General features: G+C 60.7%; 19 protein-coding genes. 16 read left to right on the top strand and 3 right to left on the bottom strand.

Annotation, left to right across the window (positions count from 1 at the left end; genetic code table 11):
* Positions 1-43: 43 nt before the first annotated feature.
* Entirely contained in the window at positions 44-2,890 is a 2,847-nt protein-coding gene (gene rapA / locus KHP07_RS01635) for an RNA polymerase-associated protein RapA (RefSeq protein ID WP_078047264.1), read from the top strand.
* A gap of 155 nt (positions 2,891-3,045) precedes the next feature.
* Here the strand turns inward: rapA and KHP07_RS01640 are convergent, their stop codons facing one another.
* Positions 3,046-4,392 (bottom strand): spinster family MFS transporter, encoded by a 1,347-nt coding sequence (locus tag KHP07_RS01640; protein WP_078047263.1) that lies wholly within the window; start codon positions 4,390-4,392, stop codon positions 3,046-3,048.
* A 251-nt stretch (positions 4,393-4,643) separates the two neighbouring features.
* Between KHP07_RS01640 and KHP07_RS01645 the strand changes: the two genes are divergently transcribed.
* The 3 genes from KHP07_RS01645 to KHP07_RS01655 all read left to right on the top strand — a co-directional run bounded on the left by KHP07_RS01645 (position 4,644) and on the right by KHP07_RS01655 (position 9,795).
* On the top strand, positions 4,644-5,009 hold the full coding sequence (locus KHP07_RS01645) for a YkgJ family cysteine cluster protein (protein WP_214496492.1): 366 nt from the start codon (positions 4,644-4,646) through the stop codon (positions 5,007-5,009).
* Positions 5,010-5,149: 140 nt separating this feature from the next.
* Positions 5,150-7,414, top strand: a complete 2,265-nt coding sequence (locus KHP07_RS01650; RefSeq protein ID WP_214496493.1) for a putative bifunctional diguanylate cyclase/phosphodiesterase — start codon at positions 5,150-5,152, stop codon at positions 7,412-7,414.
* Positions 7,415-7,617: 203 nt separating this feature from the next.
* The gene (locus KHP07_RS01655; RefSeq protein ID WP_099493769.1) at positions 7,618-9,795 is read left to right on the top strand and encodes a hypothetical protein; all 2,178 of its coding nucleotides are present in this window, start codon (positions 7,618-7,620) and stop codon (positions 9,793-9,795) included.
* 288 nt (positions 9,796-10,083) lie between these two features.
* Here KHP07_RS01655 and KHP07_RS01660 read toward each other — a convergent pair whose 3' ends face one another.
* On the bottom strand, positions 10,084-10,389 hold the full coding sequence (locus KHP07_RS01660; protein WP_016970387.1) for a DUF2288 domain-containing protein: 306 nt from the start codon (positions 10,387-10,389) through the stop codon (positions 10,084-10,086).
* Positions 10,390-10,730: 341 nt separating this feature from the next.
* Here KHP07_RS01660 and KHP07_RS01665 point away from each other — a divergent pair, with 341 nt between their 5' ends.
* The 9 genes from KHP07_RS01665 (at position 10,731) to KHP07_RS01705 (ending at position 18,429) form a co-directional block, all read left to right on the top strand.
* Positions 10,731-11,858, top strand: coding sequence for a branched-chain amino acid ABC transporter substrate-binding protein (locus KHP07_RS01665; RefSeq protein ID WP_028619258.1), 1,128 nt, complete (start codon positions 10,731-10,733; stop codon positions 11,856-11,858).
* Positions 11,859-12,087: 229 nt separating this feature from the next.
* The gene (gene livH, locus KHP07_RS01670) at positions 12,088-13,011 is read left to right on the top strand and encodes a high-affinity branched-chain amino acid ABC transporter permease LivH (protein WP_003172375.1); all 924 of its coding nucleotides are present in this window, start codon (positions 12,088-12,090) and stop codon (positions 13,009-13,011) included.
* Positions 13,008-14,261, top strand: coding sequence for a high-affinity branched-chain amino acid ABC transporter permease LivM (locus tag KHP07_RS01675; protein ID WP_078047257.1), 1,254 nt, complete (start codon positions 13,008-13,010; stop codon positions 14,259-14,261). Before livH ends, KHP07_RS01675 begins: the two co-directional genes overlap by 4 nt.
* Entirely contained in the window at positions 14,258-15,025 is a 768-nt protein-coding gene (livG, locus tag KHP07_RS01680; RefSeq protein WP_005785832.1) for a high-affinity branched-chain amino acid ABC transporter ATP-binding protein LivG, read from the top strand. Before KHP07_RS01675 ends, livG begins: the two co-directional genes overlap by 4 nt.
* Before the next feature lies 1 nt (position 15,026).
* Positions 15,027-15,728 (top strand): ABC transporter ATP-binding protein, encoded by a 702-nt coding sequence (locus KHP07_RS01685; protein ID WP_010212366.1) that lies wholly within the window; start codon positions 15,027-15,029, stop codon positions 15,726-15,728.
* 247 nt (positions 15,729-15,975) lie between these two features.
* Positions 15,976-16,272 carry a BufA1 family periplasmic bufferin-type metallophore gene (locus KHP07_RS01690; protein ID WP_012722651.1) on the top strand — a complete coding sequence of 99 codons (297 nt, stop codon included), beginning with the start codon at positions 15,976-15,978 and terminating at the stop codon, positions 16,270-16,272.
* A 23-nt stretch (positions 16,273-16,295) separates the two neighbouring features.
* The gene (bufB, locus tag KHP07_RS01695) at positions 16,296-17,174 is read left to right on the top strand and encodes an MNIO family bufferin maturase (protein ID WP_214496494.1); all 879 of its coding nucleotides are present in this window, start codon (positions 16,296-16,298) and stop codon (positions 17,172-17,174) included.
* On the top strand, positions 17,171-17,947 hold the full coding sequence (locus tag KHP07_RS01700) for an HvfC/BufC N-terminal domain-containing protein (protein ID WP_078047255.1): 777 nt from the start codon (positions 17,171-17,173) through the stop codon (positions 17,945-17,947). The genes bufB and KHP07_RS01700 overlap by 4 nt, the downstream gene beginning before the upstream one ends.
* Entirely contained in the window at positions 17,944-18,429 is a 486-nt protein-coding gene (locus KHP07_RS01705; protein WP_099493764.1) for a DoxX family protein, read from the top strand. The genes KHP07_RS01700 and KHP07_RS01705 overlap by 4 nt, the downstream gene beginning before the upstream one ends.
* Here the strand turns inward: KHP07_RS01705 and KHP07_RS01710 are convergent.
* On the bottom strand, positions 18,426-19,334 hold the full coding sequence (locus tag KHP07_RS01710; protein ID WP_078047253.1) for a LysR family transcriptional regulator: 909 nt from the start codon (positions 19,332-19,334) through the stop codon (positions 18,426-18,428). The two genes, KHP07_RS01705 and KHP07_RS01710, sit on opposite strands and share 4 nt — an antisense overlap.
* A 103-nt stretch (positions 19,335-19,437) precedes the next feature.
* Here KHP07_RS01710 and KHP07_RS01715 point away from each other — a divergent pair, with 103 nt between their 5' ends.
* The 3 genes from KHP07_RS01715 to KHP07_RS01725 all read left to right on the top strand — a co-directional run bounded on the left by KHP07_RS01715 (position 19,438) and on the right by KHP07_RS01725 (position 22,525).
* The gene (locus KHP07_RS01715) at positions 19,438-20,037 is read left to right on the top strand and encodes a short chain dehydrogenase (RefSeq protein ID WP_078047252.1); all 600 of its coding nucleotides are present in this window, start codon (positions 19,438-19,440) and stop codon (positions 20,035-20,037) included.
* Between the two features lie 96 nt (positions 20,038-20,133).
* Positions 20,134-20,805, top strand: coding sequence for a COG3650 family protein (locus KHP07_RS01720; protein WP_214496495.1), 672 nt, complete (start codon positions 20,134-20,136; stop codon positions 20,803-20,805).
* A gap of 106 nt (positions 20,806-20,911) precedes the next feature.
* Positions 20,912-22,525, top strand: coding sequence for an NAD(P)/FAD-dependent oxidoreductase (locus KHP07_RS01725; protein ID WP_214496496.1), 1,614 nt, complete (start codon positions 20,912-20,914; stop codon positions 22,523-22,525).
* Positions 22,526-22,558: the final 33 nt, after the last annotated feature.

The following is a 22,558-nucleotide window of genomic DNA, read 5'->3' on the forward strand; positions in this document are numbered from 1 at the left end:
TCCGTTAAGATAGTCGGCTTTTTCACGGCGGGAGTCAGGCAGCATGGCGCAGCAGTATCAACCGGGGCAACGCTGGATTAGTGACAGCGAAGCAGAGCTGGGGTTAGGCACCGTTCTGGCACAGGACGGCCGCTTGTTGACCGTGCTCTATCCGGCCACTGGCGACACCCGCCAGTATGCGCTACGGAATGCGCCCCTCACTCGCGTGAGGTTTTCGCCGGGCGACTCCATCACCCATTTCGAAGGCTGGAAAATGACCGTGCAGGAAGTCGACGACGTCGATGGCCTGCTGGTGTACCACGGCCTCAATGGGCAGAACGAGCAGGTCACCCTGCCGGAAACCCAACTCTCCAACTTCATCCAGTTCCGCCTGGCCAGCGACCGTCTTTTCGCCGGCCAGATCGACCCGCTGGCCTGGTTCTCGCTGCGCTACCACACCCTGGAACACACCAGCCGCCAGTTGCAGTCCTCGCTCTGGGGCCTGGGTGGCGTGCGTGCGCAACCTATTGCTCACCAACTGCACATCGCCCGCGAAGTCGCTGACCGTATCGCGCCACGGGTTTTGCTGGCCGACGAAGTGGGCCTGGGTAAAACCATCGAAGCCGGCCTGGTGATCCATCGTCAGCTGCTGTCGGGCCGCGCCAACCGCGTGCTGATCCTGGTCCCGGAAAACCTGCAGCACCAATGGCTGGTGGAAATGCGCCGCCGCTTCAACCTGCAGGTTGCGCTGTTCGACGAAGAACGCTTTATCGAAAGCGATGCCACCAACCCGTTCGAAGACACCCAGTTGGCGCTGGTCGCACTGGAGTGGCTGGTGGACGACGAGAAGGCCCAGGACGCATTGTTCGCTGCGGGCTGGGACCTGCTGGTGGTCGACGAAGCTCACCACCTGGTGTGGCACGAAGACAAGGCCAGCCCCGAGTACTCGCTGGTTGAACAACTGGCCGAAGTGATCCCGGGCGTGCTGCTGCTTACCGCCACCCCGGAACAATTGGGCCAGGACAGCCACTTCGCGCGCCTGCGCCTGCTCGACCCGAACCGCTTCCACGACCTCGCCGCCTTCCGCGCCGAAAGCGAGAACTATCGCCCGGTCGCCGAAGCCGTGCAGGAACTGCTGGACAAGGGGCGCCTCTCCCCTACGGCGCACAAGACCATCCAGGGTTTCCTCGGCAACGAAGGTGAAGCGCTGCTCACCGCCGTCAACGATGGCGACACCGAAGCCAGCGCACGCCTGGTGCGTGAGTTGCTCGACCGCCACGGCACTGGCCGCGTGCTGTTCCGCAACACCCGCGCCGCGGTGCAAGGCTTCCCGGAGCGCAAACTGCACGCCTACCCGTTGCCGAACCCGGACGAGTACCTGGAGTTGCCGCTGGGCGAACACGCCGAGCTGTACCCGGAAGTCAGCTTCCAGTCGCAGCCGGACGTCGAAGAAGAAAACCGCTGGTGGCGCTTCGACCCACGGGTGGAGTGGCTGATCGACCAGTTGAAAATGCTCAAGCGCACCAAGGTCCTGGTGATCTGTGCCCACGCCGAAACCGCCATGGACCTGGAAGACGCCCTGCGCGTGCGCTCCGGCATTCCGGCCACGGTATTCCACGAGGGCATGAACATCCTCGAGCGTGACCGCGCCGCCGCCTACTTCGCCGATGAAGAGTTTGGCGCCCAGGTGCTGATCTGCTCGGAAATCGGCAGTGAAGGCCGCAACTTCCAGTTCTCCCACCACTTGGTGCTGTTCGACCTGCCGTCCCACCCCGACCTGCTGGAACAGCGGATCGGCCGTCTGGACCGGATCGGCCAGAAACACGTGATCGAACTGCACGTGCCGTACCTGGAAACCAGCCCGCAAGAGCGCCTGTTCCAGTGGTACCACGAAGCGCTGAACGCCTTCCTCAACACCTGCCCGACCGGCAACGCCTTGCAGCACCAGTTCGGCCCACGCCTGCTGCCGCTGCTGGAAAATGCCGATGACGGCGAGTGGCAAGCCCTGATCGACGAGGCCCGTGCCGAGCGCGAGCGTCTCGAAGAAGAGCTGCACACTGGTCGCGACCGCCTGCTGGAACTCAACTCCGGCGGCGCGGGTGAAGGTGATGCGCTGGTCGAGGACATCCTGGAGCAAGACGACCAGTTCGCCCTGCCGATCTACATGGAAACCCTGTTCGACGCGTTCGGCATCGACAGCGAAGATCATTCGGAAAACGCGCTGATCCTCAAGCCCAGCGAAAAAATGCTCGACGCCAGCTTCCCCCTGGGCGACGACGAAGGTGTGACCATCACCTACGACCGCAACCAGGCGCTGTCGCGCGAAGACATGCAGTTCATCACCTGGGAACACCCGATGGTGCAGGGCGGCATGGACCTGGTGCTGTCCGGTTCGATGGGCAACACCGCCGTGGCACTGATCAAGAACAAGGCGCTGAAGCCGGGCACGGTGTTGCTGGAACTGCTCTACGTGAGTGAAGTGGTGGCCCCGCGTTCGCTGCAACTGGGTCGCTACCTGCCACCGGCCGCCCTGCGCTGCCTGTTGGATGCCAATGGCAACGACCTGTCCAGCCGCGTGTCGTTTGAAACCCTCAACGACCAGCTGGAAAGCGTGCCACGCGCCAGCGCCAACAAGTTCATCCAGGCCCAGCGCGATCAGCTGACGCCACGGATCAACGCCGGTGAAGAGAAGATCACCCCGCGCCACGCCGAGCGTGTGGCCGAGGCCAAGCGTCGCCTGGCGGCGGACACCGACGAAGAACTGGCGCGCCTGACCGCGTTGCAAGCGGTCAACCCGACCGTGCGTGACAGCGAGCTGGTTGCCCTGCGCACCCAACGTGAGCAAGGCTTGGCCATGCTGGACAAGGCGGCGCTGCGACTGGAAGCGATTCGGGTGTTGGTGGCGGGTTGATCACCGCCCTGCTCCGCCAATAAAGAAGGCCCGCGCAATGCGGGCCTTTTTTTTGCCTTGAAGGCCCTTTCGCAGGCAAGCCAGCTCCCACATTTGAATGTATTCACAAATCAAAATGTGGGAGCTGGCTTGCCTGCGAAGGCGGCACCTCGGTCTCAAGCCGTCGCCGCGGACGCCGGCACCTCAACCACCCCCAACCCATCCTTCATCCGCTGGGCATCGCGCACAAAACTGCGCGACGCCTGGAACAGAAACAGCATGGTCAGGAACAACGCCACCGGAATCAGGTACATGGCGTCATGCAACCCCACCGCCTTGTAAGCCTCGGTCATCTGCTCCGCCCCCGCCGCATACATCGCCGAGTGGGCAAAGTGATCGGACAGGCCCCCGACAACGATCGGCCCCATGCCGCCGCCCAGCAAATACAGCCCGGCAAAAAACAGCGCCATTGCCGTGGCCCGCAGGCGCGGTTCGACCACGTCCTGGATCGCCGTGTACACGCAGGTGTAGAAGTTATAGGCGAACAGCCAACCCACACTGAACAGCGCCACGAATACGCCGATCTCGATGCGCCCTGCGTGCAACGCCCAGGCTGTGGTCACGGTGGAGATGACCAAGCTGAACGCGGCGAACAACAGCCGGCCGTTGGCGACACGCTGGTGGATCTTGTCGGCGATCCAGCCACCCAGGGTCAGGCCGACCAGGCCGGTGATCCCCACGATAACCCCGGTGGCGACCGCCGCTTCTTGCAACGGCATCAGGAAGTAACGCTGCAACATCGGCACCAGGAACGAGTTACACGCGTACGTGGCGAAGTTGAAGCACAGCCCGGCCAACACCAGCCACAAGAAGGTCGGCACCGCCAGTACGCGGCGGATCGGGCGGTCGACGCGTTCCTGGGAGACTTGCACGGTTTCTGCTGCACCGCGCTTGGGTTCCTTGATGTAGAACATGAACACCGCGAGGATCAGCCCCGGCACCGCCGCGATAAAGAACGGTGCGCGCCAGCTGTCGAACGCCTTGACCATCCAGCCGATGGTGAAGAATGCCAGCAACAGCCCCAACGGCAGGCCCAGCATGAAAATTCCCATGGCCCGCGCGCGGCGGTGCGCCGGGAACAGGTCGCCAATCAGCGAATTCGCGGCCGGCGCATAGCTGGCTTCGCCGATGCCAATGCCCATGCGCACCAGCAGAAACGTCCAGAAACTGCCGACCATACCGTTGACCGCCGTCAGCCCGCTCCAGGCGAACAGGCCCCAGCCCATGAGTTTGCTGCGCGAGCCGGTATCGGCCAGGCGCCCGAGCGGCAACCCCGCAATGGCGTAGACGATGGTGAAGGCGGTGCCGATGATGCCGAGCTGAAAGTCGCTCAGGTGCCATTCCATGCGGATTGGCTCGATGATAATCGCGGGAATGGTGCGATCGAAGAAATTGAACAGGTTGGCGAGGAACAGCAGGAACAGAATGCGCCAGGCATTCGCCGCTTGGGTCGAGTTCTGCATGGGTCCGTCTCTTTTATTGTTATGAGAGCTGCGATGCCCGATGCATCCTGCCCGGTACCTGCAACATAGTCAGGCAGGGCCCGGTTGTCTGTAATGATTCGTAAAGCTGATAGGGCATGATTTCGCCCGAAAGCACGGGACTTTGCCTACAAAAATATAAGTGCGCGCCCCCCTTCCCAACGGCCATGGCACGGATAGAATGGCAAGCCTTCCGTAGCATCCCCCCTTACTTTTTCTTATCGATGACGCCCATGTCCGAAGCCAGTCCGTGTCTGAATTGCGGTGCCTGCTGTTCACACTTTCGTGTGTCTTTCTTCTGGGGAGAGTGCGCCTCGTCGGGGGGCACGGTGCCCGATGACCTGGTGGTACAGATCAACCCCACCCGCGTGGCAATGATCGGCACCGACCAGAAACCCGCGCGCTGCTGCAGCCTTGAGGGTGAAGTGGGCCAAGGCACTCGCTGCACGATCTACGAACAGCGCTCAAGTGTGTGCCGCGAATTCGAGTCCTCGTGGTACCAGGGCGTGCACAACGTCGATTGCGATGCCGCGCGGGCAGCGTTTGGCTTGGCGCCGCTGGAACCACCGTTCGAGCTGGAACTGCCTATCAGCGCTTAGCACCAAACGCTATGGACGGCATGCCAAAATCGTAGAAAAGCAAAGTGCCATTACTTACTGGCGAATTCTCCTACGCGTCTACACTGGTCGTAATAGGTCATCGCCTTGTGCAGTGACGTGACACTATGACGGGACATGCTATGGAATGGCTGGGTCTTCACTTTTTCACCGCGCTTCCAGAGAGCGGGCACCTACTTCTCAATTGCAGTCATAACCCCTTCCTGGTGCTGCTGGCGTATCTGGTTGCATGCGCGGCAGGCTTTGGCACGCTGGACATGGCTGAACGTGTCGGTCATGTCGAGGACCCTACCGCGCGTCGCCACTGGCGCTGGCTGGGTGCCGGCTGCCTGGCCGGTGGAATCTGGTCCACCCACTTCATCAGCATGCTGGCCTTCCAGGCGCCCATCACGATTCACTACGAACTCTTGATGACCTTCGCGTCCTTGCTGATCGCCTTGATCGCGTCGCTGATCGCCATGCAAACCCTTAGTCACTCTGCCTTGCGCTTTCACCAGTATTTGCTGGCGTCAGTCTGGATGGGGATCGGCATTGCCTTGATGCACTACGTGGGTATGTCGGCCATGCGGTCCCAGGCCCAGATGTATTTCGACTCGGGACTCTTCCTGGCCTCGGTGGGCATCGCCATGGGCGCCAGCCTGGCTGCATTGCTGCTGTCGAGTTACCTGCGCACCGGCTCAGGCGTGTTTCATCAATTGCTCAAGTATGCCGCGAGCCTGGTCCTGGGCGCGGGGATCCTGAGCATGCATTTTACTGGCATGGCCGCCATGCAATTGATCGTCCCCACTGGCGCTGACCTCTCGTTGCCGGTGGACAACAACCCCATCCAGCTGGGACTGTCGGTGGCGGTCATCACGCTGCTGGTGATCGGCAGCAGCATCAGCGCCGCCCTGGCCGACAAAAAGCTGCAACACAAGGAACGCGACCTGCGCCGGGTCAATGCCCTGCTCAGCGAACTCGACCAGGCCCGCGCTTCATTGCAACAGGTCGCTCATTACGACGCCCTTACCAGCCTGCTCAATCGCCGGGGTTTCAACCAGATCTTTGCGGAGAAACTCGCCGAAAAAACCGCCTCTCACGGCATGATGGCGGTGATCTTCCTCGATATCGACCACTTCAAGCGCATCAACGACAGCCTCGGTCATGACGCCGGTGACCAATTGCTCACCGTGCTGGCCGGGCATATCAAGGGTTCGGTGCGCAGCCACGCCGATGTGGTGGCACGGTTTGGCGGTGATGAGTTCTGCATCCTGATCAGCATCCACCACCGCGACGAAGCCCGGCACCTGGCCCAACGCATCATGCAGCAGATGAAAGAACCCATCGAGCTGGCCGGCCGACGCATGGTGATGACCACCAGCATCGGCATCAGCCTGTTCCCCGATGACGGCCTGACCTGTGAAGAACTGCTGAAAACCGCCGACCTGGCGCTGTACCAGTCCAAGGATACCGGGCGCAACAGCCTGAACTTCTTCAGTTCCAACCTGAAGACCCGCGCCTTCCTTGAACTGCAATTGGAAGAAGAATTACGCGGCGCCCTGCGCACGCGCAATCAACTGGTCTTGTTCTACCAACCGATCTTTGACCTGAAACTGGGCAAGGTCACGCGGCTGGAAGCCCTGGTGCGCTGGCAACACCCACAGCATGGGTTGCTGGCCCCGGACCGCTTTATCGGCATCGCCGAAAGCAACGGACTGATCGCCGAACTGGACCACTGGGTATTGCGCCAAGCCTGTCATGACCTGAGCCTGCTGTCTGACCGTGGCTACACCGACCTGACCATGTCGGTGAACTGCTCGGCCCTGAACCTGGCCCGTGATGAGCTGGCGGATGAAATCGAAGATGCGCTGCGCTTCAGCGGGATCGGCGCCAACCGCCTGGAGCTGGAGGTCACTGAAAATGCGCTGATGGGCAATATCAGCAGCACCCTGGCGTTGCTGCGGCAAATCCGTGCGCTGGGCGTATCGCTGGCGATCGACGACTTCGGCACCGGCTATTCGTCCCTCGCCTACCTCAAGCGCCTGCCACTCAACACGTTGAAGATCGACCGTTCATTTATCCAGGACATTCCCAAATCCACCGCCGACATCGAGATCGTCCAGGCGATTATCGGCATGGCCCACACCCTGCACTTGCAGGTGGTCACCGAAGGCGTGGAAACCCAGGCCCAATTCGAACTGCTGCTCAAACATGGCTGCGATTACGTCCAGGGTTACCTGCTGAGCCCGGCGGTACCGGCGAGCGACATCATCGGGGTCATGCAAGGCGTCAACACGCGCAACCCGCTTTACCCGCACAGCCAGGCGAGCAACAAGGACAACAGCGCACCTAAAGCCCCCTCCCCCACACTCGGTGGCTCCACGTCCATCGTCAGGCCAATTCGCTGACGCCGAATCTTTGGCATTTCGCCATCATTCGCCTAAAGAACGCCGACAAACGGCCGATTCATCGGAGTCCGGCCAGGTTTTCCCCGAAAACACTAGGGTTAAACCCACTCGCCCAGGACAAGGACGCACTGTAAAGTCGCGAACTCCCATTTCGTGATGGCTATTTGATATTTTCAGCCATCCGCCCAGGCACATGGCGCACAATGACTTCTAAAAATAATTCTGCCACCGTGGTATCCGACGTGTTGCTCCCAGCTCCTGCGGACAAACCCTCAGGTTCAAAGTCATTGAGCACCGCCCGCCCGCTGGCCACCCAGCAATACCTGTACTTCACCGAAACCAATACCGACCGCATCCTCGACAACCTCGACGGCCTGCGCGACATGGTGTTCCCACGTCCGCCTCATTTGGAAGGTGACAGCGATCCGCGCAACGAGCAGGAATTTCCCTCGGTGTGCCTGATCGGCCTGGGCCGTTGCGGTTCGAACATCGCGCTGGATGTGGCGGAGCTGGTGTACAACGCGCGCAAGTTCTACCTGAACGAATTCAGCAACGAAGACAAGTCGCCAGACAAGGGCTACAGCCCCGCCCAGTGGATCCGCAACAACCTGCGCCTGGGCAGCGGTAAGGCCAGTAAACCGGTGTTCCTGGTGGAACCGCTGGTGATGCTCGGCGACCTGGACAAAGACATCGCCGGGCGCATCCGTTTCTCGCGCAAGGGCGAGAAAAGCGGTTTCCTGCGCGACTACAGCAAGATGAAAATCATGGACCTGTCGGAAGTCCATGCCGGCGGCGCCGGTAACGCGCCGATCCTCGGCCAGTACCTGGCCAAGATCATTCTCAATAAAGACACCCAGCGTTTTTCCAGCCCCGACTGGAAGATGATCCACTCGTACCTGATCGACTCCTGCGGCATCAAGGCCAACCAGTCGCGCCTGTACTTCTCGATCTTCAGCGCCGGTGGCGGTACCGGTTCGGGCATGGCCTCGGAATTCGGCCTGGCCCAGCAGCACTCGTACATGAACAAGACGTTCGACACCAAACCCGCTGACGAGCACGACAGCAAGAGCGGCCACGCCTTTGTGTTCGAGCCAATCTTCACCAGCGGCATCTGCGTGCTGCCGAACATCTCCGACCACCGCAGCGAAATGTCCGAGGCGCTGCACATCAATGCCGGGCGGCTACTGTGCAAGTACCTGTCGGAAGAATGGGATTTCTCATACAACTTCGCCAATGAAGACAGCAGCGAAGCCAGCGTGAAGGGGCGGATCCGGCCGTGGAACGCGATGATGCTGATCTCCAACGACATCATGCGTTACGCCGAAGAAAGCGATGACGGCAATATCCAGAACATTGACGTCAATGCTATGGAAAAACACGCCAACCAGTACATTTCCCAGCAGATCTTCAACATCCTCACGGCCCAGGCCGTGACCACTGACTACGACCAGAACTACTTCCGTCGCGCCGGTATCGACATCGGCGAAACCATCCGCCTGGATGCCAACGACCTGTTCATGAGCCTGGCCGGCCCGGTGGCGATTGCCTACGCCGAGTCCGTGGTCCCGGAAACGCCGGCACCGTCGAATGACAAATTCAAGGTCTTCGAAAAAGAGCCACAGCGCCTGAACATCGACGACCTGTTCTTCCGCTCCATCGACCTGCCGCACTTCAACAAGGTCACCCAGGCCATCGAAGGCATCAGCCTGCTGCCCATCGAATCCAAGCGTTACAAGGCCTCCCTGGAGCAGTACAAGAACTCCGGCTACGACGCCGCCGCGCTGCATGACCTGCACTTCTTCAAGAACTGCTCGTCGGTGGTGTCGATCGTGTCGTTGCCCAAGGACTACAAGCTGTCCTACATGGACCTGAACCGGCTCAAGACCCACCTCAACAGCCTGTTCCCCAACACCACCCTCAAGCGCTACGCCCTGGTGATCGGCGCCTCGGCCAACCTGTCGCTGACCACCCTGATCGCGAAAAGCCCGTGCCTGTCGGATGACTTCCTCACGTTAATCGTGGCCTTTATCAAACGCTGCTTTGCGCGCAACCCGTACCGCTTCGATGACACCCTGGACAACTCGATCCTGGACTTCATCATCCACGAGGACTTTGACGAAGACCGTATCGACGAGTTACTCAACGAATTCGAGAACCCGGCGAAGATCCTTGATACCAACTGGTACGCGATCAAGCCGATGTATGAGAAGAAGTACCGCGAGTTGATCAACGACAAAGAGAAGTTTGTGTCGATCAATGACATTCGCCTGTCACGGGATTGCGTGAAGAAATCGATCAAGTACCTGCGTGAGATCTACCGCCACCGGATTGGCAAGACCAAGGTTATCTCCTTGAACAACCATACCGGCAAGACGGCTTAGACCGAGGCGCGCCCATCGCAGGCAAGCCAGCTCCCACACTTGGAATGCATTTCAAATGTGGGAGCTGGTTTGCCTGCGATGACGGTCTGTATTGCAAAAAAATGTATAGCCTTGCCACACCACGAAACAATTCTGCAGCCGTTTAGCCGCCCGCCCAACTGTTCCCGTGACGCGCACGTCACCCTCGGCTGTGACCTTTCTCTACGGCAAGATGCCATCACCGCCTCAGCGGTTACTCCGCTACACACTTACAGCGGCAAAAAAGACGCACCTTTTTCGTGCAGGCTTTTATTGCGCCGCCCTTTCCTGGATCAGAATCCACGGCGAAACCACCACCGCCCACAAGCTCGGATCGCGCTCCACCAGGTCCAGCGCCCGCGTCGCAGACACTTCGCCAAGGCTACCTGCGGCCAGCCAGGCAGCGACTTTGTCGCGGTTGTCCTCGGCCATGCCTTCGGCCGCTTCGATCAAATCCAGGCCAGCGTCGACCCACAATAGGGCACCCTTGGCAAAGAACGGCTCAAGCTCCTTCCAGGAAATTTCGGCGGTTTCACCGAGCAGCTTGGCATAGAGGGTGCTAGGTTCTTGCGTCATGGGAGTTCACCTTGGGGAAAAATCGGCGCAATCATAACGTCGTGTCCCCTGCGGAAAAACCCAGTTGCAAATGAGTCATCGATTGAAAGTGTCAGGAAAGCCAAGGATTGCCCGAAACTCTGGCATCACCCCGCCGCAATTCTGTCTTTTTCTTTCATTTAAGCGACACACCCGGGTTTTGCCCCCAGCAGCCAGCTTTTCAAGCGATCAACCGGCGCTCTACACTGTACCGGTACAGTTGCCAGGGCACTGCCGGGGGGATATCCGAGATATCTGATCCGGTTCTGCAGCTCACAAGGCCGCTAGAACTATAAAAAATACAACAGTAAGAGTGGAGCACTATGAATAAGGCTACTAAGCAGATTTCCAAACTGTTTGCCGCTATGGTCCTGGCTGGGGTTGCCGGCCATTCGTTCGCAGCCGACACCATCAAGATCGGCATCGCAGGCCCGAAAACCGGTCCCGTGACGCAATACGGCGACATGCAATTCATGGGTGCCAAGCAAGCCATCGCCGACATCAACGCCAAGGGCGGCGTCGACGGCAAAATGCTTGAAGCCAAGGAATACGACGACGCTTGCGATCCTAAACAAGCCGTTGCCGTCGCCAACAAAGTGGTCAACGACGGCGTCAAGTTCGTGGTCGGCCACCTGTGCTCCAGCTCCACTCAACCAGCCTCCGACATCTATGAAGACGAAGGCGTGATCATGATTACCCCGGCTGCCACCAGCCCGGAAATCACCGCACGTGGCTACAAGCTGATCTTCCGCACCATCGGCCTGGACAGCGCCCAAGGCCCGGCAGCCGGCAACTACATCGCCGACCACGTGAAGCCGAAAATCGTCGCTGTACTGCACGACAAACAGCAGTACGGTGAAGGCATCGCGACCGCCGTTAAACAGACCCTCGAGAAAAAAGGCACCAAGGTTGCCGTCTTCGAAGGCCTGAACGCCGGTGACAAAGACTTCTCCTCGATCATCCAGAAGCTCAAGCAAGCCAACGTCGACTTCGTCTACTACGGCGGCTACCACCCTGAGCTGGGCCTGATCCTGCGCCAAGCCAAGGAAAAAGGCCTGAACGCCAAGTTCATGGGCCCAGAGGGTGTCGGCAACGACTCCATCTCGCAAATCGCCCAGGGCGCTTCCGAAGGCCTGCTGGTGACCCTGCCTAAATCCTTCGACACCGACCCGGCCAACAAAGCCATCGTTGAAGAGTTCGCCAAGAACAAACAGGACCCGACCGGTCCGTTCGTGTTCCCAGCCTACTCGGCCATTGAAGTGATCGCCGGCGGTATTACCGCTGCGAAGAGCGAAGACACCGCCAAAGTGGCAGCCGCCATCCACGCGGGCACCTTCAAGACCCCTACCGGCGACCTGAGCTTCGACGCCAAGGGCGACCTGAAGGACTTCAAATTTGTGGTCTACGAATGGCACTTCGGTAAACCAAAAACCGAAGTTTCCCCTCAGTAAGCCAGGCGTTACTGGTCCAACAAGCCCACTGTGAGAGCAGTGGGCTTTGTTTTACGAGGTTTATGGGCCTGACACCCGCGATCCGGGCGCTGGCTCACCTGAAAATCTTAAAACCGTCACCAGCGGTTCGCTGGCAAACGCTTTGTGCAAATGTGCTCATAGAACACAGCACAAGGCCGGAACATGACTCCACCAGTGAAATGCGTATCGGGTTTTTAGGAGCGTTGTAATGCCTGAGATCTATCATTTTTTCCAACAGCTGGTTAATGGCCTGACCATTGGCAGCACCTATGCCTTGATAGCCATTGGCTACACAATGGTTTACGGCATCATTGGAATGATTAACTTCGCCCATGGCGAGGTGTACATGATTGGTTCCTACGTGGCCTTTATCGCCCTTGCCGGGTTGGCCATGATGGGTATCCACTCCCTGCCGCTGTTGATGACCGCTGCGTTCCTTGCGTCGATCGTCGTGACCAGTGCCTATGGCTACAGTATCGAGCGGGTTGCCTACCGTCCCTTGCGTGGCAGCAACCGTTTGATCCCGCTGATTTCCGCGATCGGCATGTCGATTTTCCTGCAGAACACCGTATTGCTGTCCCAGGACTCCAAGGATAAATCCATCCCCAACCTGATCCCGGGGAGCTTCTCCTTTGGCCCGGGCGGTGCGGAAGAGGTCCTGATTTCCTACATGCAGATCCTGGTTTTCGTCGTCACCCTGGTGGCGATGCTGGGCCTGACCCTGTTCATCTCCCGCTCCCGTCTGGGGCGCGCCTGCCGGGCCTGCGCCGAAGACATCAAGATGGCCAACCTGCTGGGCATCAACACCAACAACATCATCGCCCTGACCTTCGTAATCGGCGCCGCACTGGCAGCCGTCGCGGCGGTGCTGCTGAGCATGCAGTACGGCGTGATCAACCCCAACGCCGGATTCCTGGTGGGCCTCAAGGCCTTTACCGCGGCGGTATTGGGCGGCATCGGCAGTATCCCGGGCGCCATGCTCGGTGGCCTGGTGCTGGGTGTGGCTGAAGCCTTTGGTGCCGATATCTTCGGCGACCAGTACAAGGACGTCGTGGCGTTCGGCCTGTTGGTTCTGGTGCTGTTGTTCCGTCCGACCGGCATCCTGGGCCGTCCGGAGGTTGAGAAAGTATGAGCAGATATCTTAAATCGGCGTTTTTCAGCGCGCTGTTGGTTTGGGCGGTTGCGTTCCCCGTACTCGGCCTCAAGCTGAGCATTGTCGGCATCAACCTGGAAGTGCATGGCACCGGTCCCGTGACCCTGACCATCATCGCCCTGTGCTCGGTGCTGATGTTCCTGCGCGTGCTGTTCACCCAGCAGGTCGGTGCCCTGTTCAAGGGCAATCGTGGGCCGTTGGTGTCGCCAAAGGTCAGCCAATTCCTGACCCTGCCACGCACCCAGCGCTACATCATCATTGCCCTGATCATCGCCGCATTGATCTGGCCGTTCTTCGGCTCGCGCGGCGCGGTCGACATCGCCACCCTGATCCTGATCTACGTGTTGCTGGGCCTGGGCCTGAACATCGTGGTCGGCCTGGCCGGCCTGCTCGACCTGGGTTACGTGGGCTTCTACGCCGTGGGTGCCTACACCTACGCACTGCTCTCGCATTACCTGGGTTGGAGCTTCTGGATCTGCCTGCCACTGGCGGGTATGGCGGCGGCCACGTTCGGCTTCTTGCTGGGCTTCCCGGTGCTGCGCCTGCGCGGTGACTACCTGGCGATCGTGACCCTGGGCTTCGGTGAAATCATCCGTCTGTTCCTGCGCAACCTCACCGATATCACCGGCGGCCCCAACGGCATCAGCAGCATCCCCAAGCCGACGTTCTTCGGCCTGTCGTTCGACCGCACCGCCGCCGAGGGCATGCAGACGTTCCACGAATACTTCGGGATCGACTACAACCCGGTGAGCAAAGTGGTGTTCCTGTACCTGGTGGCGCTGCTGCTGGCACTGGCGGCTCTGTTCGTGATCAACCGCCTGCTGCGCATGCCCATCGGCCGCGCGTGGGAAGCGCTGCGCGAAGATGAGATCGCCTGCCGCGCACTTGGCCTGAACCCGACCATCATCAAGCTCTCCGCCTTTACCCTGGGTGCTGCGTTCGCCGGTTTCGCCGGCAGCTTCTTCGCCGCGCGCCAAGGCCTGGTGACCCCCGAGTCGTTCACCTTCATCGAGTCGGCGATCATCCTCGCCATCGTCGTATTGGGTGGCATGGGCTCGCAACTGGGCGTGATCCTGGCCGCGATCGTGATGATCCTGCTGCCGGAAATGATGCGTGAGTTCAGCGAATACCGCATGTTGATGTTCGGCGCCATGATGGTGCTGATGATGATCTGGCGCCCGCAAGGCCTGCTGCCCATGCAACGTCCACACATGGAGCTGCGCAAATGAGCCGCGAGATCCTGAAAGTCGAAAACTTGAGCATGCGCTTCGGCGGCTTGCTGGCGGTCAACGGCGTAGCCCTGACCGTGAAAGAAAAACAGGTGGTTGCGCTGATCGGCCCCAACGGCGCCGGCAAGACCACCGTATTTAACTGCCTCACCGGTTTCTACAAGCCGAGCGGTGGCAGCATCCTGCTGGACGGCCAGCCGATCCAGGGCCTGGCCGGTCACGAGATCGCCCGCAAGGGCGTGGTGCGGACCTTCCAGAACGTGCGGCTGTTCAAGGACATGACGGCGGTCGAGAACCTGCTGATCGCCCAGCACCGTCACTTGAACACCAACTTCTTCGCCGGCCTGTTCAAGACCCCCGCGTTCCGCAAAAGCGAGCGCGAGGCCATGGAGTACGCGGCGTACTGGCTGGACAAGGTCAACCTCACCGAGTTTGCCAACCGCCCTGCCGGCACCCTGGCGTATGGTCAGCAACGTCGCCTGGAAATCGCCCGCTGCATGATGACCCGCCCGCGGATCCTCATGCTCGACGAGCCGGCCGCCGGCCTGAACCCCAAGGAAACCGAAGACCTCAAGGCGCTGATCAGCGTGTTGCGTGAAGAAAACAACGCCACGGTGTTGTTGATCGAACACGACATGAAACTGGTCATGAGCATTTCCGATCACATCGTGGTGATCAACCAGGGCACGCCTTTGGCCGACGGGACGCCGGAGCAGATCCGCGACAATCCTGAAGTGATCAAAGCCTATTTGGGGGAAGCGTAAAATGCTGCAATTCGAAAACGTTTCCACTTTCTACGGCAAGATCCAGGCCCTGCACAGCGTCAACGTGGAAGTGCGCCAGGGTGAGATCGTCACGCTGATCGGCGCCAACGGTGCCGGCAAATCGACCTTGCTGATGACCCTGTGCGGTTCGCCGCAGGCCCACAGCGGCAGCATCCGCTACATGGGTGAAGAGCTGGTGGGCCAGCAGTCGTCGCAGATCATGCGCAAGAGCATCGCGGTGGTGCCGGAAGGCCGTCGTGTGTTCTCACGCCTGACCGTGGAAGAGAACCTGGCCATGGGCGGGTTCTTCACCGACAAGGGCGATTACCAGGAGCAGATGGACAAGGTGTTGCACCTGTTCCCTCGGCTCAAGGAACGCTTCAGCCAGCGCGGCGGCACCATGTCCGGCGGCGAGCAGCAAATGCTCGCCATCGGTCGTGCGCTGATGAGCAAGCCCAAGCTGTTGCTGCTGGACGAACCTTCACTGGGCCTGGCGCCGATCATCATCCAGCAGATCTTCGACATCATCGAACAGCTGCGCAAGGACGGTGTGACGGTGTTCCTCGTTGAGCAGAACGCCAACCAGGCCTTGAAGATTGCTGACCGCGCCTATGTGCTGGAAAACGGCCGGGTGGTGATGCAAGGAACTGGCGAACAGTTGCTGACCGATCCGAAGGTGCGTGAGGCATATCTGGGCGGCTAAGGTTCTATTGCTGAAGGAACCGGCTTGAACAATGTGGGAGCGGGCTTGCTCGCGAATGCGGTGGATCAGTCAACGATGCAGTGACTGACATACCGTATTCGCGAGCAAGCCCGCTCCCACATTTGTTTTGTGTGAAGCGAAATTTTTAATTTTTTTGAAGCCGGTGTAACGAATTCCATCCCCCCCTCTCTAGTGGTACAAGCAGGCATTCAAGCCCGCCAACTCAACCCACTGCTGGAGATGCACCATGACTACCAAACTGTCCGCCGCTACCCTCGTCCTGGCCCTTGGTTCCGCCTTGAGCCTGTCCGCCCTGACCACCACCGCCCACGCTGCTGACGACATGCAGAAATGCTTCGGCGTCGCTGAAGCCGGCAAGAACGATTGCGCCGCGGGCGCCGGCACCTCCTGCGCCGGTACCTCGAAAACCAAAGACCAGGCCAACGCCTGGAAACTGGTCCCCGCCGGCACCTGCCTCAAGACCCCAAGCTCCACCTCGCCGACCGGCTTCGGCCAGGAAGCTGCCTTCACCGCCAAGTCCTGATCCCTCGCAAAACCTGAGTACTGATGATGACTCTTTCATCCCTGCAAGCCATCTCCCAGGCTCAGGCGCCCGGCCTCCCGCGCCGGGTCGGGCTGGGGCTCAAGCATGAGCACTTCGTTGAAGTGCTCGAGACCTCGCCCGCTATCGGTTTTTTTGAAGTGCACGCCGAAAACTACATGGTGGCCGGCGGCCCGTTTCATCATTACCTGGGGTTGATCCGCGAACAGTACCCGCTGTCATTGCACGGCGTGGGCCTGTCCATCGGCGGCGAAGGCCGGCTGGATATGGAGCACCTGGCGCGGTTGGCCACGCTGATCGAACGCTATCAACCCCACTCTTTTTCCGAACACCTGGCCTGGTCGAGCCACGGCCCGGTGTTCCTCAATGACCTGCTGCCCCTGGCCTATGACAGCGCCACCCTGCAACGGGTGTGCGAACACATCGACCAGGTACAGAGCACCCTCAAGCGGCCGATGCTGTTGGAGAATCCGTCGACCTACCTGCAATTCCAACGCTCCACCCTGGACGAGACGGACTTCATCAGCGAAATCATCCGTCGTACCGGCTGCGGCTTGTTGTTGGACGTGAACAACGTCTACGTGTCCTGCATCAACCATCAGCGCGATCCAACGTCCTACCTCGAAGGCCTGCCGTTGCACGCCGTCGGTGAGATTCACCTGGCTGGATTTGCTGAAGACACTGACAACCTCGGTGATCGCTTGCTGATCGACGACCACGGTGCGCCGATTGATAACGCCGTGTGGCAGCTGTACGAAAAAGTACTGGCTCAAGTCGGCCCGATGCCAACCCTGATCGAACGTGACAACCAACTGCCGGCATTCAGCGTACTGCTGGCCGAGGCTCAACAGGCCGAAAGGCATCTGGCGCAGGTAAGCCCATGAGCCTTCACGACGACTTCTCTGCAGCCTTGCTGACACCGGAACAAGCCTGCCCCGATGGCCTGTTCAGCAGCAATGGTGCCGACCCGGCCAGCCGTTTCGCGGTGTATCGCAACAATGTGCACAGCTCGTTGATCAACGCATTGGCGGCGGCTTACCCGGTCACACTGCAACTGGTGGGCGAGGCGTTTTTCCGCGCCATGGCGAGCCTGTATGTGCAGGCGCACCCGCCTATCAGCCCGGTGATGAGTGAGTACGGCGGCGCGCTCGCCGAGTTCATCCAAGGCTTTGAACCCGCGCAAAGCGTGCCCTACCTGGCGGACATCGCCCGGCTGGAGCGCTTGCGCGTCCGTGCCTATCACGCCGCCGATTGCCAGGCACTGGATCAGCAGGCCGTGCTCCTGGCGCTGCAGGGGCAAGCCGACCTGGGGACCCTGCGCCTGCACCTGCATCCGTCGCTGGCCACGCTCAATTCACCCTACGCGGTGGTGGCAGTGTGGGCTGCGCACCAGACCGAGGGCGGCTTGGCCACCCTGAACCCCTGGCATCCCCAGGGGGCGCTGGTGCTGCGCCAGGGGCTGGAGGTCAAGGTATTTGCCATCGACCCTGGCTCGGTGGCGTTCATCAACAGCCTGGCGCATGGCAACACATTGGGAACCGCCGTGGAGCATGCGCTGGAAGCATCCGCCGAATTTGACCTGCACCAATGCCTGACGCTGCTGATCAGCCACAACACCCTCACTCATTTGCACCTGGAACAAAAGGTATCGCCATGAACACTCGCCCCTCGTGCCTGATCAAACGGCTCATCGCGCTTTTCGAACAAATCCCCTACAGCCTGATCGCCTTTGTCGCGCGCTTTTCCATTGCCGCCGTGTTCTGGAAATCCGGGCAAACCAAAGTTGAAGGCTTTGCCGTTGATTTGATCAGCGGCACCTTCCAATTCGGCGAACCGAAACTGGCAGCCTCGACATTGCCGCTGTTTCGCAGCGAGTACCACGTGCCGTTGTTGTCGCCGGAAGTGGCGGCGCATATGGCTGCGTTTGCCGAGCATTTTTTCCCGGTGCTAATCCTCGTGGGCTTCGCCACGCGCTTTTCGGCCTTGGCCCTGATCGGAATGACCCTGGTGATTCAGCTGTTCGTCTACCCAGACGCCTACCCGACCCATGGCACCTGGATTGCGCTGCTGTTGCTGCTGGTGGCCAAAGGGCCAGGACGCCTGTCCATCGATCACCTGATCGCCCGTCGCTACGCCTAGAGCCGGTCGAGTGCCTCGCCGCTGCGCTTGAACCAATCCACCAAGTAGTCGGCCAACACCTGGGTGCGACGTGGCAGGCCGCCCTGATAGGGATGCACCAGGTACATCGGCATGCTCCGCGTCTGATAGTCACGCAGGAGCCAGCGCAAACGGCCGTCAGCCAATTCCGCCGGCAGCACGTAGGACGGCAGGCGCGCGATACCGGCGCCCACCAACGCGGCCTTTTTCAACAGGTTGTAGTGGTTGGAGGCGAACGTGCCGCTGACCCGCACCCGCAGCAATTCATGCTGCTGGTGGTACAGCCACTCCTCGCGGCCACTGTAGTGGCTGTTAAGCAAACAGGTATGCCCGGCCAGGTCGGCCGGCGTCTGGGGTTCGCCATGCTGCTCAAGGTAAGCCGGGCTGGCGCAGGTCATCTCATGCCAGGCCAGCAACGGCTTGGCCACCAGACGCTCGTTTTCGATCGCGCCTAAGCGCACCCCCAGGTCAAACCCGTCCCGCGCCAGGTCCCGGTAGCTGTTGTTAAGCTCCAGTTCGATCTGCACCTGGGGATATTGCTTGGAAAACTCCAGCAGTAAGCCGTCGAAGAAGGTTTCGCCCAGCGACACCGGAACGGTCATGCGCACCGGCCCTGCCAGATCATCCTTGAGCCGGGCCAATGCCTGACGGGCGCGATCCACCTGCACCACCAATGCCTGGGCCTGGGGCAGCAACGCCGCACCCGCGGCGGTCAGGCTGAGTTTGCGCGTGGTGCGGTGCAGCAACACCACGGCAAACCGCGCCTCCAACTGGCTGATACGCTTGGACAACTGCCCTTTGCTGCAGCCCAGTTGCTCGGCAGCCACGGTGAAACTGCCAGCGTCGATCAGCACGGCAAACGCCGCCAAGTCATCCATCTCGCTCATGGATTGTTTCCATTTGAAAACCAAAGGTTGCCTATTAGCGCGTTTATCCATCGGAAAAGCCACTCTAGACTGAACCCTCACTTACCCCTGGAGGAACAGCACCATGAAAATCCTATTGATTGGCGCCAGCGGCACCGTTGGCTCGGCGGTCAAGGCGGAACTGGCTCAGCGTCACGACGTGATCAGCATCGGCCGCAACAGCGGCGACTTCCAGGTGGATATCAGCGACAGCGCATCGATCCGCAAACTGTTCGAACAAACCGGCAGGTTCGATGCGCTGATCTGCGCAGCGGGCAGCGTCAACTTCGTGGCCTTGCCGGAAATGAACGAATCCGACTTCGAACTGGGCCTGCGCGACAAGCTGATGGGCCAGGTCAACCTGCTGTTGATCGGCCGCGACTACGCCAACGATGGCGCCTCGTTTACCTTCACCAGCGGCATTCTGAACCGCGACCCGATCCGCACCGGCGCCTCGGCTGCGCTGGTCAACGGCGCCATTGACGCCTTTGTGAAAGCGGCGGCGATCGAATTGCCACGCGGGCTGCGCGTCAACGCCGTGAGCCCGACTGTCCTGTTGGAAGCCATGGACAGCTATGCACCCTACTTCCGCGGCTACAAACCGGCTCCCGGCGCCGACGTGGCGTTGGCCTACGCCAAAAGCGTGGAAGGCCTGCAAACCGGTCAGACGTTTATCGTTGGCTGAACAGGTTGGGCTGTCAGAATAGACTGAAGCTGGCGAGCGGGGTTGTGATGCAGCGCCGGCCTGCGTAACGTGGCGGCACTTGTCTGGAGACCGATAATGCGTGCCGCCCATACCCTTGCTTTGTTTGCCTTGCTCCCCCTGTTCGCCGCCTGCCAGATGTTCGAAAGCGAGCCGGCCAAACCGTCTCTCGCCGGGCTGACCCGCATGCAGGGCGAACTCACGGCGGTCGGTGGCAAACTGCTGTTCCAACCGTGCAATGACCAACGCAACTACGTGGTCAACGACACCGGCGGCACCAGCATCCTGCAGGAGGCGGCCTCCCTGGCCGGCCAGCAAGGCGCGCTGTTCGCCGACCTGCGCGGCCAGTTCTCTGGGGTTGCCACGGGCACCCAGGGCAGTGTGGACCTGCAGCAACTCTATCGTGTCGAACGCTCGACCTCGGCCTGCGACGACCCGGACTTCAAGCGCATGATCCTGCGCGCCAACGGCCACAAGCCGGCCTGGGCGATGAACGTCACGGCCAAGGGCATGGTGCTGGAGCGCGAAGGCCAGCCACCGCTGGCGGTGCCGTATGTGGAAGAACAGATCGGTGACGGTCGCTTCAACCTGATGACCGAAGCCAACAACCAGCATGTCGAACTCTGGGTGGCCCCGCAGCGTTGCGTCGACCCGGTCAGCGGCAGCCTGCAGCACATGACCGCCGAGTTGCGCGTCAACGGCCAGGTGCAACGAGGTTGCGCCGCGTTTGGCGGTTCCCGCGACGACTGACTTGGCCCCGCGCTGTTTTAACATGACGGGAAACGGTCATTGGGGCTTATAATCGCCGGTTTGCAAAACAGCCGGCCTCTTTGCCCGCCGCCTACCGGATCCCGTCATGTTACGAATCACCGAACTCAAGCTGCCCATCGACCATCCCGAAGAAGACCTGCGGCCTGCCATCGTGCAGCGCCTGGGCATCGCCAGTGATGACCTGCTCGATTTCACCCTTTTCAAACGCAGCTACGATGCGCGCAAGAAATCCTCGGAGCTGTGCTTCATCTACACCATCGACTTGAGCGTCAAGGGCGAAGCCGCCCTGCTGCTCAAGTTCGCCGATGACCGCAACGTCAACCCGGCGCCGGATGTCAGCTACAAGGTCGTGGGCCAGGCACCACAGGGCCTCACAGAACGCCCGATCGTGGTCGGCTTCGGCCCCTGCGGGATCTTTGCCGGGTTGTTGCTCGCGCAGATGGGCTTCAAGCCGATCATCCTCGAGCGCGGCAAGGAAGTGCGCCAGCGCACCAAAGACACCTGGGGCCTGTGGCGCAAGAGCGTACTCAACCCTGAGTCCAACGTGCAGTTCGGTGAAGGCGGCGCCGGGACCTTTTCCGATGGCAAGCTGTACAGCCAGATCAAAGACCCGAAATTCCATGGCCGCAAAGTCTTGCACGAGTTCGTCAAGGCCGGTGCGCCGGAAGAAATCCTCTACGTCAGCAAACCGCATATCGGTACCTTCCGCCTCACCGGCGTGGTCGAAAACATGCGCGAGCAGATCATCGCCCTGGGCGGTGAAGTGCGCTTCGAGCAACGGGTGACCGACGTATTGATCGAAGACGGCCAGTTGAACGGCGTGGTTGTCGATGGCGGCGAGCAGATCCTCTCCAAGCACGTGATCCTGGCCCTGGGCCACAGCGCCCGCGACACCTTCCGCATGCTCCACGGCCGTGGCGTGTACATGGAAGCCAAGCCGTTCTCGGTGGGTTTCCGTATCGAACACCCGCAATCCCTGATCGATGCCGCGCGCCTGGGCAAATACGCCGGGCACCCGAAACTCGGCGCCGCCGACTACAAGCTGGTGCACCACGCCAAGAACGGCCGTTCGGTCTACAGCTTCTGCATGTGCCCAGGCGGCACGGTGGTAGCGGCGACCTCCGAGCCCAATCGCGTGGTCACCAACGGCATGAGCCAGTACTCGCGTAACGAGCGCAATGCCAACTCCGGCATCGTGGTCGGCATCACCCCCGAGGTGGACTACCCCGGTGGCCCGCTGGCCGGTATCGAGTTGCAGGAACGCCTGGAATCCCACGCCTATATCCTCGGTGGCAGCAACTACGAGGCGCCGGCGCAGCTGGTGGGTGATTTCATCGCGGGCAAGCCGTCCACGGCCATCGGCAATGTGGAACCCTCCTACAAGCCAGGCGTGTCCCTGGGCGACCTGGCCCTGGCCTTGCCGGACTTCGCCATCGAAGCGATCCGTGAAGCACTGCCGGCCTTCGAGAAGCAGATCAAGGGCTACTCGCTGCACGACGCCGTGTTGACCGGTATCGAGACGCGCACCTCATCGCCGCTGCGGATTACCCGTAACGAATCGATGCAAAGCTTGAACGTAAAGGGCCTGTTCCCGGCCGGTGAAGGCGCGGGTTATGCCGGTGGGATTCTGTCCGCCGGTGTGGACGGGATTCGGATTGCCGAGGCGTTGGCGCGGGATATGTTGGGCCTCGAAGCCTGACACGTGCCCCTGTAGAAGCCCGGCTTGCCGGGC

The organism is Pseudomonas sp. VS40 (assembly GCF_018587885.1).
In the GTDB taxonomy this organism is placed as follows: Bacteria; Pseudomonadota; Gammaproteobacteria; order Pseudomonadales; family Pseudomonadaceae; genus Aquipseudomonas; species Aquipseudomonas pergaminensis.